Origin of the sequence: Pseudomonas sp. PAMC 25886, assembly GCF_000242655.1 — a bacterium.
Taxonomy (GTDB): domain Bacteria; phylum Pseudomonadota; class Gammaproteobacteria; order Pseudomonadales; family Pseudomonadaceae; genus Aquipseudomonas.
In genome coordinates this window covers 128,533-142,666 of the sequence record NZ_AHHC01000083.1, presented here as the reverse complement: position 1 = coordinate 142,666, position 14,134 = coordinate 128,533, and the positions used below count along the sequence as shown (strand labels likewise).

Here is a 14,134-nt window from a genome sequence, read left to right as displayed (position 1 = left end):
GAAAATGAATATGCCTGCAAAAAACGCGGCTCCCGTGAAAACCCAGGAGCCGGCCAAGACCGCAATCTCGGCCCTGTGGCGCCCGGCGCTGGTCCAGGCTTTCGTCAAGCTGGACCCGCGCCAACTGCAACGCTCGCCGGTAATGCTGGTGGTCGAGCTGACTGCGATCCTCACCACAATCCTGTGCTTCGTGCCGGAGGTGGCCGTACCGACCTACGTCTCCGTACAAATCGCGGTGTGGCTGTGGTTCACCGTGCTGTTCGCCAACTTCGCCGAAGCCTTGGCTGAAGGTCGCGGCAAGGCCCGCGCCGACAGCCTCAAGGCCGGCAGCGAGGGCCTGAGTGCGCGCCGCAAGGAAGCCGATGGCAGCTTCAAGGTCGTGCCGGCCACCAGCCTGCGTAAAGGCGATGTGGTGCGTGTGGCCGCCGGGGAAATGATCCCGGGCGATGGCGAAGTCATCGAAGGTATTGCCGCGGTCAACGAAGCGGCCATCACCGGTGAGTCCGCCCCGGTGATCCGCGAATCCGGCGGCGACCGCTCGGCCGTCACCGGCAACACCCGCCTGGTCTCGGACTGGTTGATGATCCGCATTACCGCCAACCCGGGCGAGTCGACCCTGGACCGCATGATCGCCCTGGTGGAAGGCGCCAAACGTCAGAAAACCCCCAACGAAATCGCGCTGGACATCCTGCTGATCGGCCTGACGCTGATCTTCCTGCTGGTGGTCGTGACCCTGCAGCCGTTCGCCCACTTCGCCAATGGCAACCTGCCGCTGGTGTTCCTGGTGGCGCTGCTGGTCACCCTGATTCCGACCACCATCGGCGGCCTGTTGTCGGCCATCGGTATCGCCGGTATGGACCGCCTGGTGCGTCTCAACGTGATCGCCAAATCCGGTCGCGCGGTGGAAGCAGCGGGGGACGTGCACGTACTGTTGCTGGACAAGACCGGCACCATCACGTTCGGTAACCGTCGTTGCACCAACGTGATCGCCGCGCCCGGTGTCAGCGGCAAGGAGTTGGCCGAAGGCGCGCTGCTGGCGTCCCTGGCGGACGACACGGCCGAAGGCAAGTCCATCGTCGAATACCTGCGTGGCCTGCACCCGCAAGCCGAGCCGTCGACGGAAGAATTGACCTCCGTACCGTTCAGCGCGGAAACCCGCCTGTCCGGCGTCGACTACCAAGGCCGCGTGTTCCGCAAAGGCGCGGTGGATTCGCTGCTGGCCTTCATTGGCCTGCAACGCCGCGACCTGCAACCGGCACTGTCCCGGGAAATCGACAAGATCGCCCAGAGCGGCGGTACTCCATTGCTGGTGTGTGCCGACGGCAAATTGCTCGGCGCGATTCACCTCAAGGACGTGGTCAAGCCCGGCATTCGCGAGCGTTTCGCCGAGCTGCGCAAGCTGGGGATCCGCACCGTGATGGTGACCGGCGATAACCCGCTGACCGCTGCTGCGATTGCTGCTGAAGCCGGCGTGGATGATGTGCTGGCCGAAGCCACTCCAGAGAAAAAGCTGGCACGCATTCGTCACGAGCAGAACGACGGTCGCCTGGTTGCGATGTGCGGCGACGGTGCCAACGACGCCCCGGCGCTGGCCCAGGCGGACGTCGGCATGGCAATGAACGACGGCACCCAGGCCGCCCGCGAAGCCGCCAACATGGTCGACCTCGACAGCGACCCGACCAAGCTGCTGGACGTGGTGCAGATCGGCAAGGAATTGCTGGTGACCCGAGGCGCGCTGACCACCTTTTCCATCGCCAACGACGTGGCCAAGTACTTCGCGATCCTGCCGGCGCTGTTCGCCTCGATCTACCCGCAACTGGGGGTGCTCAACGTGATGCACCTGCAAAGCCCGCAGAGCGCGATCCTCTCGGCCATCGTGTTCAACGCCCTGATCATCGTGGTGCTGATCCCGCTGGCACTGCGCGGTGTGCGTGTGCAGGCGGCGAGTGCGGCGGCGTTGCTGCGTCGCAACCTGCTGATCTACGGCCTGGGCGGGATTGTGGTGCCGTTTGTGGGCATCAAGGCGATCGACATGCTGCTGACCGCGCTGCACCTGGTTTGACCCGATGCCTGCAGGTGCCGGCAAACCGGTGCCTGCAGGTTGCAATGACCGAATTGAGGAATTTGAAATGTCCAACATGATCCGCCCGGCCCTGAGCCTGCTGGTGTTGATGTCCCTGATCACCGGCGTGGCCTATCCCCTGGTTGTCACCGGTGTCGCGCAAGTCGCGTTCCCCGACCAGGCCAACGGCAGCCTGGTACACGATGCCAGCGGCAAGGTGCGTGGTTCGAGCCTGATTGCCCAGGACTTCACCGGTGACGGCTGGTTCCACCCACGGCCATCTGCGGGTGCGTTTGCTACCGTTTCCAGCAGTGCCAGCAACCTCGGCCCAAGCAACCCGGCGCTGGCTACCCGGGTATTCGACGACGCCAACAAACTGTTGGTGCCAGGTCAGGGGCCGGTGCCGATGGCAATGCTGACTACCTCCGGCAGCGGTCTTGATCCACACTTGCCACCACAGGCGATTGCCTATCAACTGGCCCGGGTAGCCGCCGCGCGTAATCTGCCGGTGGCGACCCTGGAGCGCCTGATGGACGAGCACATCGAAAGCCCGCTGGTGGGGCCACCGGTGGTGAACGTTTTGGCGCTGAACATGGCCTTGGAAAAGTTGTAAGCAGTGGCGCCGCCAATCGCGGGCAAGCCCGCTCCCACAGTTGATCTTTGTTGAACACAAAGTCTGGATTCACTGAAGATCAAATGTGGGAGCCGGGCTTGCCCGCGATGACGGCGTCACTATCACCACATCAACACCTGAAGGAAGACTGCCCGCATGAGCGACTCCGGCCGCGCCGATGCCCTGTTAGCCGAACTGCCACGGGACGGCCGCGGCCGGCTCAAAGTCTTCCTCGGCGCCGCTCCCGGCGTGGGCAAGACCTACGCCATGCTCCAGGCCGCCCACACTCAGATGCGCCAGGGCGTGCGACTGATCGCCGGCGTAGTGGAAACCCACGGCCGCGCCGAGACCGAAGCCTTGCTCAGCGGCCTGCCACAACAGCCGCTGCTGCGCTCCGAATACCGTGGCGTGATGCTGGAGGAAATGGACCTCGACGGCCTGCTCGCCGCCAGGCCCAAACTGGTGCTGGTGGACGAGCTGGCCCACAGCAACGCCCCCGGCAGCCGTCACGAAAAACGCTGGCAAGACATCCAGGAATTGCTCTCTGCCGGCATCAACGTATTCACCACGGTCAACGTCCAGCACCTGGAAAGCCTCAACGACCAGGTACGCGGCATCACCGGCGTGCAAGTGCGTGAAACCTTGCCCGACTGGGTCCTGCAGGAAGCCGACGAGCTGCTGCTGATCGACCTGCCATCCCGCGAACTGCTGGAGCGTTTGCGCGACGGCAAGGTCTACGTGCCGGAACAGGCCCGCGCCGCCATCGACGCCTTCTTCACCCAGACCAACCTCATGGCCCTGCGCGAGCTGGCGATGCAAACCGCTGCGGCCCACGTCGACGACGACCTGGCCCAGGGTTACCGCCAACTGGGCCAGGCCGCGCCCGCCGTGCGCGGCCGGCTGCTGGTGGGCGTGGACGGCGATGCCCAGGCCGAACGCCTGGTGCGCCACGCCAGCCGCGTGGCCCAGCGTCGGCATTTGCCGTGGAGCCTGGTGCACGTAGATAACGGCCGGGTGCGTGACGAGCAGTCGCGCCTGCGCCTGCAAAACGCCCAGCAACTGGCCGAGCGCCTTGGCGGTGAAGTGGTGTTGCTGCGGGCGGGGGAGGTGGCGAAGACGCTGATCCAGCACGCGGCCGAACGACGGGCCAGCTTGATTCTGGTGGGGCAGTCGCGGCCGCGCTGGCGGCGTAATCTGTTTGGCGGCGGCTTGGCCGCGCGCCTGCTGCGTAATGCCCGGGGTCTGGAAATCAACGTCCTCGACAGCGACGAAATCCCGGCCCCGCCACGCCTGCCGGATGTGCGTGGGCTGGTGTGGTTTGACTATGCGCTGGCGGTGGTAGCGACCGTGATCGCGGCGGCCGTCGCCTGGGGTGTCGCCAGTGTGCTGCCGTTGCCGAACATCTCGCTGGTGTTCCTGGCCGCCGTGCTCCTGGTGGCGGTGCGCAGCAGCCTGGGCCCGGCGCTGGCGTGTGCGGCGTTGTCCTTCCTGAGCTACGACTTCCTGTTTATCCCGCCGAATTTCTCTTTCGCGATCCAGCGTGAAGAGGACGTGCTGACGCTGTTGTTCTTCCTGCTGATGGCGGCGCTCACCGGCAACCTCGCCGCGCGCCAGCGCCGGCAGTTGCAGGCGTTGCGCGATACCCAGGAAGAAACCACCGAGCTGCTCGACCTGTCGCGCAAGCTCACCGCCGCCACGGATCGCCAGGCGGTGATCAGTGCCGCCGCGCACCATCTGGAAGGCTGGAGCGACCTGCAATTGTGCCTGCTTAACCGCGACGGGCAGGGCGACTGGAAGGTCGAGACCGGCGGCCCGATCACCTTCACCGAAGCCGAGCGCGCTGCCGCCGATTGGGCCTGGCAACATGATCAGCCGGCAGGCATGGGCACCGGCACCTTGCCGTTTGGTCGCTGGTGGTGGTGGCCGTTGTCCAGCGAGGAGGGGCCGTTGGGCCTTCTGGGTGTCAGCCCGAAAGCCGGTCTCGAATTGAGCGGCCAACGCCGTCGCCTGCTCACCGCCTTGAGCCAGCCATTGGCCCAGGCCCTGGCCCGTGCGCAACTCGGCCAGGAACTGGAAGCGGCGCGCCTGCATGGCGAAACCGAGCAATTACGCAGCGCGTTGCTGGCCTCGGTGTCCCATGATTTACGCACGCCGCTGACCTCCATGCGCGGCAGCATCGACAGCCTGCTGGCCCTCGGTGAGGCGATTCCCCTGGAGGATCGCCGGGAGTTGCTGGAAGGCACCCGCGATGAAGCCGAGCGCCTCGACCGCTACATCCAGAACCTGCTGGACATGACCCGCCTGGGCCACGGCGCCCTGAAGCTGGCGCGGGATTGGGTTTCTCCCGGTGATATCGTCGGCAGTTCCCTGGGCCGCTTGCGCGCGGTATTGGCGCCGCTGCAAGTGACCACCGACGTGCCGCCCGAGCTGCCACTGCTCTACGTGCATGCGGCCTTGATCGAGCAGGCGCTGGTCAACGTATTGGAAAACGCCGCACGCTTCTCGCCGCCCCAAGGCCGCTTGAAGCTCAGCGCGGGCGTGGTGGATAACCAATTGTTTTTTGCCGTCGCCGATGAAGGCCCGGGCATTCCCGAGGAGGAGCGCGCGAAGATTTTCGACATGTTCTACACCGCCGCCAGAGGTGATCGTGGCGGGCAGGGCACCGGGCTCGGTCTGGCGATCTGCCAGGGCATGGTCGGTGCCCACGGCGGGCATATCAGCGTGGCCGACGGCATTGAAGGCCGCGGCACCTGCATCACTTTATTCCTGCCATTGCAGGCCCAGCCTGGCCTGGAAAGCGAACCTTGAGCTACCCTCTTTTCTTCACGGATTTTGATTGGACACCATGAGCCAGACTGCGACGATTTTGGTCATTGACGACGAACCGCAGATCCGCAAGTTCTTGCGTATCAGCCTGGCCTCCCAGGGCTACAAAGTGATTGAGGCCGGCACCGGCAACGAAGGCCTGGCCCAGGCCGCCTTGAGTAAACCGGACCTGCTGGTGCTCGACCTCGGCCTGCCGGACATGGACGGCCAGCAGGTGCTGCGTGAGTTTCGTGAGTGGTCCACGGTACCGGTGCTGGTGTTGTCGGTGCGAGCCAGCGAAGTGCAAAAAGTCGAGGCACTGGACAACGGCGCCAATGACTATGTGACCAAGCCGTTTGGCATCCAGGAGTTTCTCGCGCGGGTGCGCGCGTTGCTGCGCCAGGCGCCGGCGGGGGAGGCCCAGGAAGCGGCGTTGCGCTTTGGCCCGTTGACGGTAGACCTGGCTTATCGCCGGGTGCTGCTGGACGGTGTCGAAGTGGCGCTGACCCGCAAGGAATACGCGGTGCTCGCGCAGCTGGCGCGGCATCCCGGGCGGGTGATTACCCAGCAGCAACTGCTCAAGGATATCTGGGGCCCGACCCATACCGAGGACAGCCATTACCTGCGGATTGTGGTGGGGCACCTGCGCCAGAAGCTGGCAGATGATCCGACTCAGCCACGGTTTATCGTGACTGAGGCCGGTGTCGGGTATCGGCTATTGAACACCGAAGCCTGAAGCGTTAGCTCAACCTGTGGCGAGGGAGCTTGCTCCCGTTGGAGTGCGCAGCGCTCCCAGGATTTTGGGGCCGCTACGCAGCCCAGCGGGAGCAAGCTCCCTCGCCACAAAAGCACTACTCATAAAACGTCAGTGTTGCTCACTCTCATACCGGTCCAGTGTATCGCTGGCAATCTCCCGCCCCAGTGCGATCAACTCCGGCGCCTTGTAGAACTCGAAAAATCGACAAACCCGCTTCGGCACGTTGATCAGGATATCCGGCGGGTACCCGGCGATCTTGTACTGCGCCAACGACGTCTGCATCACCTCAAAACTCTGGTTGATCAAATCCAGCAGCGACGCCGGCCCCACGTTATCGATGATGAACGAACCGGTCGCCGACTTCGGCGCGCCGGCCTTTTCCGGTGCGGCCGCCGGTTGCTGCGCTTCGGGTTCGGCAGACTCCAGCCACGGGTTGATATCGGCAGCCTGGGCCAACAGCGCTTCCTGCTCCAGCATTAACAGCTGCTCTGCCTGCTTGCGGCGAAACGGCAAGTGCGAACCCAGTGAGCGCACCAGGTTATCGAAGCGGCTCCTGAACGCCGGCGGGCGCTGGATTACCGGCAGTGTGTAGTGCTTCTGGTTGGTGGAGTTGAGGTTGACCGCAATGATCAGGTCGCAGTGGCTCGACACCACCGGCACGATCGGCAAAGGGTTCAAGAGGCCGCCGTCCACCAGCATGCGGTTGCCCTGCATCACCGGCGTAAACAGGCTGGGAATCGCCGCCGAGGCGCGCATGGCCTGGTGCAGGCAGCCTTCCTGGAACCAGATTTCCTGCTGGTTGGTCAGGTCGGTCGCCACGGCGGTGTAGGGAATGCGCAGGTCTTCGATATTGATCTCGCCGACGATCTTGCGGATCTGCCCAAAGACCTTTTCGCCACGGATCGCCCCCAGGCGAAAACTCACGTCGACCAGGCGCAGCACGTCCAGGTAATCGAGGCTTTCGATCCAGTTTCGATACTCGTCCAGCTTGCCCGCGGCATAGATTCCGCCGACCACCGCGCCCATGGAGCAGCCGGCGATGCAGGCGATGTCGTAGCCGCGTTTTTCAATTTCCTCGATCACGCCGATATGGGCGTAGCCCCGGGCGCCGCCGGAGCCCAGCACCAATGCAACACGTTTCTTCATGACCTGATCCTTTGCAAAACAGGTGACCACAATGCACCCATCAAGGGGCGCGCTTCAATCATCAGCGCTGCAACCGATTATTTTCGCGATCGGGCTACTCTGCTCGGGTATGCTCTGGCAATCGGCACTGCGGATTCAGGCAGTCGGATAAGGCACTTTTCGGTGTAGGCAACGTCTACACCTGTGACTGTTTTTTCTTTTCTTGAGGTGTCATTTGATGAAAGCCTGGATGTGTGTGCCTGTGATCGTGTTGGCCCTGGCCGGTTGTGCCGGGAAAACTGCTTATCGCGACAGCTGCGGCACGCAACTGGATGCTGCGTGGCACGAACTGGACCTGGCCAAGGCCGAAGGCTTTGCCGGCACCGTGAGTTATTCCAAGGCCCTTTCATTGCTGACTGGCGCCAAGACCCAGCAGCAGTTCGAAGCCTTCGAAGGCTGCTCGAACAAGGCCGAAAAAGCCCGCTTCTATATTCGTGAGTCTCGTGCAGGGCGTTGATCCCGGTCAGGGTGTCAGGGAGCGGTAATCGTTAGGGTTGTACGTGGCGTTTGTATTGCCAGGCGCCACGCTAGTCAGTTAACAGGGGAAGCGCATGGCAGGGTTGGTAGATCAGTTGGTCGCTCAGGTCATTGGCCTGGAAGTAGGGTTGCTGAACTGCCAGGCGCGCCTCGCCGCCGTCACGGACGGCGAGGCCCTGCATGACCTGCGCACCACCGTGCGGCGCTTGCGCAGCCTGTTGCGGCCATTGCGCGGGTTGCCCGGTGTCGAGCAACTCGAACAGGCCGCCAGCGCCGTCGGCCAACTGACTACACCCTTTCGCGACCGTGAAGTGCTGGCCGCGTACCTCCATCAGCACGGCTATCACGAGGCGGCTGACCGGCGTACCCGGCAGCAGGCGGCCACCTACCGCTCGGTCGCACAAGGGCCGGAGCTGGCGCAACTGCTGTTGATCCTCGAGGCATTCCCCCGCTTTATCCGCGCCTCCCAACGGCAGAAGCTGCTCAAGGGCCTGCGCGCGCGCATTGAAAAAAGTTTGGCCAAGCAATGGAAACGGCTCGGCGAGGCACTCCACGACCCGAACCATGACCGTCATCGCCTGCGCCTGTTGATCAAGCGCGTGCGTTATGCGGCCGAGGCTTATCCCGAGCTGGACAAGCTGCCCCCCAAAGCCGTGTCCCGTCTCAAGGCCGCTCAAGGTGCCCTCGGCGATTGGCACGACTGCTGGCAATGGCTGGCGCAAGCCGGGCACGAGCCCGATTTGCAGCCGTGCGTGCCCGGCTGGCACCGCACCATGGCCAAGGCCGAAGGGCAGGCGGATCGTGTGCTCGATAAGCTGAGCGCTGACTGCTTCGCTTGAGTCCGCGGCCTATCTGTCCGGCTTTTTGGCTGGAATAGGTGCTGTACGGCGCAGGCCGGGTGGTTAAGATCCTTCAATCCTTTTTTCAAATTGAGATCGCCATGCGCTTTAGTGATTTGCTCGACGCTGCCCGCAACCATCCCCTGGACGTTTCGATCCCTGCCGAATGGGCCCAGGGCCGTGCCACTTTTGGCGGCCTGGTGGTGGCGTTGCAATACGAAGCCCTGCGTGCACAGGTTCCGGCAGATCGCCCGCTGCGTTCGCTGGCGGTTACCTTTGTCGGCCCGGTGGCGCCGGATGTTTCGGCAAGCTACGAAGTCGAAGTGCTGCGCGAAGGCAAGGCTGTCAGCCAACTGCTGGGTCGTGTGGTGCAGAACGGTGAAGTGATGACCCTGGTGCAGGCCAGTTTTGGCGCCTCGCGGCCATCGCAGATCGATGTTGAAGCCGAACCGGCGCCCACCTTCAAACACTGGGATGAGTGCCAGGAGTTGCCTTACATCAAAGGGGTGACACCGGAGTTCATGCGGCACCTGGCGATGCGCTGGAGTGTGGGTGGCCTGCCATTCACCGGCAATAAATCCCGTGAGATGGGCGGCTGGGTGCGCCTGCGTGGCGATGTGAAGGAAGAGCCGCTGACCGAAGCGCATATCCTGGCGCTGGTGGATGCGTGGCCCCCGTCGGTGCTACCGCACCTGACCCAACCGGCCGCGGGCAGCACCCTGACCTGGACCATCGAATTCGTTCAGCCGCTGCAGACCCTCAGCACCCTGGACTGGTGCCAGTACCTGGTCCATATCGAGCATGCCCGCGACGGCTACGGCCATGCCGCTGCGCAGCTGTGGAGCCCCGACGGCCAGTTGATCGCTATCAGCCGTCAGTCGGTGGTGGTGTTCGCCTGAGGCTTCAGACCAGCAGGTGTTGATCATGGGAGGCGTCGCTGGCGCGGGCCTCCAGGCGACGACCGTGGTGCTGCAATGCCAGTGCCGCCACAATGCCGACAACGCCAATAGCCACACTTGCCGGGTTCTCGCTGAACACCCCGGACACCATCAACAGGAAGCCGATCACCAGCAGGGGCAGCGCCAGCAGTTGCAACACTTGATTGGTCCCATGCTGATGATTTTGCGGGTGGGTGCGCCATTGCCAGGCGGGGAGATTTGGATGACGTTTGCCCATGATCGTGATTCCTCTGTCCGTTGAAACATCTGAACAGAGTGTAGGCCGGGCAGGGTGGGGCGGCGAATCAAGGATGGCTATGGGGGCCATAGCCATCCCTTTAAGGTTTACAGCTTCAACTGGCCGATGGCCTTGCTCAGCTCCCCGGCCAGGGTTGCCAGCTGATTGCTGGTGGTCGCCGAATCCACAGTCTGTTGCACGGTGTTCTCTGTGACGTCTCGAATGCTCACCACTGCCCGATTCATTTCCTCGGCCACATGGCTTTGTTGTTCGGCGGCGACGGCAATCTGCGTGTTGCTCTCGCGCATTTGCGCCACGGCGCCGGTGATTTCGGCGAGGGCAATCCCGGCCTCCTGAGCCTGTTGCACACAGTCGTCGGCCTTGAACGAGCTTTCCTGCATGAAGTCCACCGCGTCCCGGGTGCCGGCTTGCAGGGCTGAAACCATGCGCGTGATTTCATCGGTGGAGCTTTGCACGCGCTTGGCCAGGTTGCGCACCTCATCGGCGACCACGGCAAAGCCCCGGCCCATTTCGCCGGCGCGGGCGGCTTCGATGGCGGCGTTCAGGGCCAGCAGGTTGGTCTGCTCGGCGATGCTGTGAATCACCCCGACCACCCCGTTGATTTTCTGGCTGTCCTCGGCCAGTTTCTGGATCATTTCGGCGGTCTGCTGCACGCCGGTGGACAGCCCGGCAATTGAGCGCTGTACCCGGCTGACCACTTCCTGGCCGCTGCCGGCGAGGGTGTCGGCCGTCTGGGACAGGTCGCGGGTAGCGCCGGCGTGCTGGGCGATGTGGTAGACGGTCGCGGTCATCTCGTTGATTGCGGTGGCGGCCTGGTCGGTTTCGCTTTGCTGGCCGAGCATGCCGTGCTGCACCTCGTTCATGCTGCTGGCCAGGCGTGCGGCGCCGTCGTCCAGTTGCTTGGCGGTGTGCGCGACGGTGTTGACCACCCGTTGATAACCCGCCTGCATCGCGTTAAAGGCACTGGCCATCTGCCCGACCTCGTCCTTGCAGGCCAGGGGCACGCGGGCCGAGAGGTCGCCGGTTTTCTCGACGTGCAGCATCACGTCTTTCAAGGTGTTGAGCTGGCTCAGCAGAAAACGGATCAGCAACTGTGAGGCGCCGAGCATCGCCAGCATCAGAATCATGACCGCCACCGCGTAGTTGGCGAAACGTTCTTCGAACACTTGGCTCAGGCTGGGGGCATAGGCCAGCACGGCGACGTGTTGGCCGTCGGCGCGGGTGATCACCTCGGCGCCCATCAGCGGGTTTTCGCCGAACAGTGGCATGGGGTTGATATCCACCCAGCCGTTGGCCGAGTCGAGGGCTGACAGATCCTGGTCGCCCAGCTGTGGGAGTTTGCCCTTGGCAAATGTCAGCCAGTGCTCGCCCTTGGGCAGTGGCTGGCCGGCAGGCCAGGCACCGAGCAAGTGCGCCTGGGCTTGCGCCGACGCCTGGGAGGCGTGGCTGCGGGCCTGCTGTTCGAGCTGCACGGCGTACAACACCAGCAACAGGGTGGTGATGAATGCGACCGCGTTGACGGCCCAGAATTTGTACTTCAGTGAGATGTTGCTAAGCCAGGCACCCATGGAAGGTTTTCTCTGATAGCGGAAACAGCATTGGCAAGGTGCCATTATTGTGCCGCTATCGAGTCAACAGGTTTTGATATGGGTCAATGCGTCGCGTCAATCCGGCACAGGCAACCCAAAAAACGCGCGGGCGCAGGTGGTAGTGTGTTGCGCGAGGTCTTCCACGGTTTCTTCGCGGTGCAAGGCCACTTCCCGCAGGACCTCCGGCAAATAGGCCGGCTCGTTGCGACCGTTTTTCGGTTTGGGCCGCAGGGTTCGTGGCAGCAGGTAGGGCGCATCGCTTTCCAGCATCAGACGGCCCCGGGGAATTTCCCTGACCAGCGGATGCAGGTGCGTCCCGCGACGCTCGTCGCAGATCCAGCCGGTGATGCCGATATGCAGGTCCAGGTCGAGGTAGCTGAACAATGCGCGCTGCTCGCCGGTGAAGCAGTGCACCACGGCGGCGGACAGGTGATCGCGATAGTCCCGCAGGATTTCCAGCAGGCGCTGGTTGGCGTCGCGTTCGTGGAGGAATACCGGGAGTTTCAGCTCCACGGCCAGGGCCAGGTGCTCTTCGAGGACTTTTTCCTGCTGGGGGCGCGGCGAGAAATCCCGGTTGAAGTCCAGCCCGCATTCCCCTACCGCACGTACGCGGCTTTCCTTGAGCAAGCCGCGCAGGCGCCTGGCGCTTTCGGCATTCCAGTCACTCGCGGAGTGGGGGTGGATACCGGCGGTGGCGAACAGGCGTTGCCCGCTTTCGTCCAACTGCTGGCACAGCTCCAGGGCCTGTTCGCTGCCGTCGACACTGGTACCGGTGAGCACCAATTGGCTCACCCCGGCGGCGTAGGCACGCTCGAGAACGGCCTGGTGCTTTTCGTCGAAACTTGGGTTGGTCAGGTTGACGCCGATATCAATGAGTTGCATGGTGCTACCTCCGCCTGCGGTCGGAAAGCATATCAGAGCTGTAGATTTATAAGAAAAGCCAAGAACTACAACGAGTTAAAGCTGTCTTTGAAAGTCGCAAGTAACACCGTGTTTGGTTTGTCGCCATCTGCCGTGCAACCCTTGTGCCCAAAGCCTGCGCTCATGGCGCTCTGTTTCTGTCCCCCAACGCCTCGTTTTTCGCGACGCGATGGGCAGTATTCTTTCTTCCGGAGAGCGGATGATCCGACCCTCGGCGTTGCTTGTGTTGTGCCTGACGTTACTGCTGCCCATGGCGGCGGTTGCGCGTCTGGACGGGCCGCTGGAAGTGACCAAACCCGGCAAGGTCCGCGACCTCGCGGAAATCCGCAGCAGCCGCACCCTGCGGGTGTTGGTCAACCAGAGTCGCAACAGTTCCGGCGAAGTCCAGGGCCAGGCCATCGGTCTTGAATACCATCGCCTGCGCGCTTTCGAGCAGTACCTCAACGGTCACGCCCGTGACGGAGAGGAAATCAACCTCAAGATTATTCCCAAGGCCAAGGATCAGTTGATCGGCGCGTTGGCCCGCGGCGAGGGCGACCTGGTAGCGCCCGGCGAATTGCTCGACGTGAAGGCGGCACACAAGATTGCCACCAGCGACCCGATTGCCAGTGACGTGCCGTTGTGGCTGGTGGGGCTCAAGGGCGAGCGACGGTTTACCAAACTGGAGCAACTGTCCGGGCGCACGCTGGCGCTGACCACCGGCAGCGCCGCGTCGGACGCGATCAATCAGGTCAACCAGAAACTGGCGCTGCACAAGTTGCCACCGGTGAAGGTGGAGTGGGTAGACCCCAGCCTGGCGGTGGAGGACGTGCTGGAGATGGTCCAGGCCGGGATTTTCCACCTGACCATCGTCGAGCGACCGATTGCCGAGCGCTGGGCGAAGATCCTGCCCAAGCTGCGTTTTGACCGGCAAGTAACCATCAGCGAGCCGGGCGAAGAGTATTGGTTCGTACGCCAGGATGCCTCGATGCTGCGGGCCAGTATCGACCGTTTCCTCAAGACCTACCGCACCCCGTCCGACCAGGATGTGGCCTTCCAGCGCATCTACCGCCGTCTCTATCAAGTACGTTATCCACTGGCCCGGGCCGACCGCCAGCGCCTGGAAAAACTGCGCCCGGTGCTGCAAAAGCATGCCCGGGAGCAAGGCATGGACTGGCTGAACCTGGCTGCGCTGGCGTTCAAGGAGTCGGCCCTCGACCCCGGTGCTCGCAGCAGTGGCGGCCCCACCGGGCTGATGCAGATCACCCCGTCGGCGGCGCAACGGGTCGGGGTCAATAACATCGAGAACCTGGACAGCAACGTGCAAGCGGGCGCGCGGTACCTGGCGATGATCCGGCGCAAGTTTTTCTCAAGTCCCAAACTCAATGAGCGCGAGCGCATGGCCTTTGTCCTGGCGGCCTACAACATGGGCCCCGAGCGGGTTCAGGGAATGCGCGCCGAAGCCCGGCGCCGGGGGCTCAACCCGAATCAATGGTTTTTCCAGGTCGAGCGCATTGCCATGGAGCAAGTGGGAATGGGCGGCGTCAGCTATGTTAATAGCGTGAACAAGTATTACTTGGCGTTTGATCGGGAGCGGGAGTCCCTTGAGCCACCGGCAGCGAAAATTGCCTCACGCAAGTAATCTATTTTCTCGATGTTAATTAGGCAATTTATCGGCTTTTATCATTGTTTAAACTGATTAATATAGCG

11 protein-coding genes and 1 pseudogene are annotated in these 14,134 nt (G+C 63.2%); 8 read left to right on the top strand and 4 right to left on the bottom strand.

The genetic code is table 11. The annotated features are described in order from the left end of the window. Window positions 1–4: 4 nt before the first annotated feature. The 4 genes from kdpB to MUM_RS0127220 all read left to right on the top strand — a co-directional run bounded on the left by kdpB (window position 5) and on the right by MUM_RS0127220 (window position 6,216). Window positions 5–2,062, top strand: coding sequence for a potassium-transporting ATPase subunit KdpB (gene kdpB, locus MUM_RS0127235; protein ID WP_010176200.1), 2,058 nt, complete (start codon window positions 5–7; stop codon window positions 2,060–2,062). 67 nt (window positions 2,063–2,129) lie between these two features. Beyond that, window positions 2,130–2,675, top strand: a complete 546-nt coding sequence (gene kdpC / locus MUM_RS0127230) for a potassium-transporting ATPase subunit KdpC (protein WP_010176199.1) — start codon at window positions 2,130–2,132, stop codon at window positions 2,673–2,675. Between the two features lie 156 nt (window positions 2,676–2,831). Next, window positions 2,832–5,483, top strand: a complete 2,652-nt coding sequence (locus MUM_RS0127225; protein ID WP_010176198.1) for a sensor histidine kinase — start codon at window positions 2,832–2,834, stop codon at window positions 5,481–5,483. Window positions 5,484–5,520: 37 nt separating this feature from the next. Continuing rightward, window positions 5,521–6,216: a response regulator gene (locus MUM_RS0127220; RefSeq protein WP_003218747.1), complete on the top strand. Its 696-nt coding sequence runs from the start codon at window positions 5,521–5,523 to the stop codon at window positions 6,214–6,216. Between the two features lie 129 nt (window positions 6,217–6,345). On the opposite strand, the gene MUM_RS0127215 is transcribed toward MUM_RS0127220, so the two are convergent. Next, window positions 6,346–7,383 carry a patatin-like phospholipase family protein gene (locus MUM_RS0127215; RefSeq protein WP_010176195.1) on the bottom strand — a complete coding sequence of 346 codons (1,038 nt, stop codon included), beginning with the start codon at window positions 7,381–7,383 and terminating at the stop codon, window positions 6,346–6,348. 217 nt (window positions 7,384–7,600) lie between these two features. Between MUM_RS0127215 and MUM_RS0127210 the strand changes: the two genes are divergently transcribed. The 3 genes from MUM_RS0127210 (at window position 7,601) to MUM_RS0127200 (ending at window position 9,637) form a co-directional block, all read left to right on the top strand. Beyond that, on the top strand, window positions 7,601–7,879 hold the full coding sequence (locus MUM_RS0127210) for a hypothetical protein (protein ID WP_010176194.1): 279 nt from the start codon (window positions 7,601–7,603) through the stop codon (window positions 7,877–7,879). A gap of 94 nt (window positions 7,880–7,973) precedes the next feature. After that, a complete protein-coding gene (locus MUM_RS0127205) occupies window positions 7,974–8,738 on the top strand; it encodes a CHAD domain-containing protein (RefSeq protein WP_010176193.1) in 765 nt (254 codons plus the stop codon). A 101-nt stretch (window positions 8,739–8,839) separates the two neighbouring features. Then, window positions 8,840–9,637, top strand: a complete 798-nt coding sequence (locus tag MUM_RS0127200; RefSeq protein WP_010176192.1) for an acyl-CoA thioesterase — start codon at window positions 8,840–8,842, stop codon at window positions 9,635–9,637. Between the two features lie 19 nt (window positions 9,638–9,656). Here MUM_RS0127200 and MUM_RS01000000132740 read toward each other — a convergent pair. The 3 genes and pseudogenes from MUM_RS01000000132740 to MUM_RS0127185 all read right to left on the bottom strand — a co-directional run. Continuing rightward, window positions 9,657–9,914: pseudogene (locus MUM_RS01000000132740) on the bottom strand (terminase); the annotation flags it as partial. Between the two features lie 107 nt (window positions 9,915–10,021). After that, a complete protein-coding gene (locus tag MUM_RS0127190; protein ID WP_010176190.1) occupies window positions 10,022–11,503 on the bottom strand; it encodes a methyl-accepting chemotaxis protein in 1,482 nt (493 codons plus the stop codon). A gap of 96 nt (window positions 11,504–11,599) precedes the next feature. Next, window positions 11,600–12,406, bottom strand: coding sequence for a TatD family hydrolase (locus MUM_RS0127185; RefSeq protein WP_010176189.1), 807 nt, complete (start codon window positions 12,404–12,406; stop codon window positions 11,600–11,602). Between the two features lie 238 nt (window positions 12,407–12,644). On the opposite strand from MUM_RS0127185, the gene MUM_RS0127180 reads away from it, so the two are divergent. Continuing rightward, entirely contained in the window at window positions 12,645–14,066 is a 1,422-nt protein-coding gene (locus tag MUM_RS0127180; RefSeq protein WP_010176188.1) for a transglycosylase SLT domain-containing protein, read from the top strand. The last annotated feature ends 68 nt before the right edge of the window (window positions 14,067–14,134 follow it).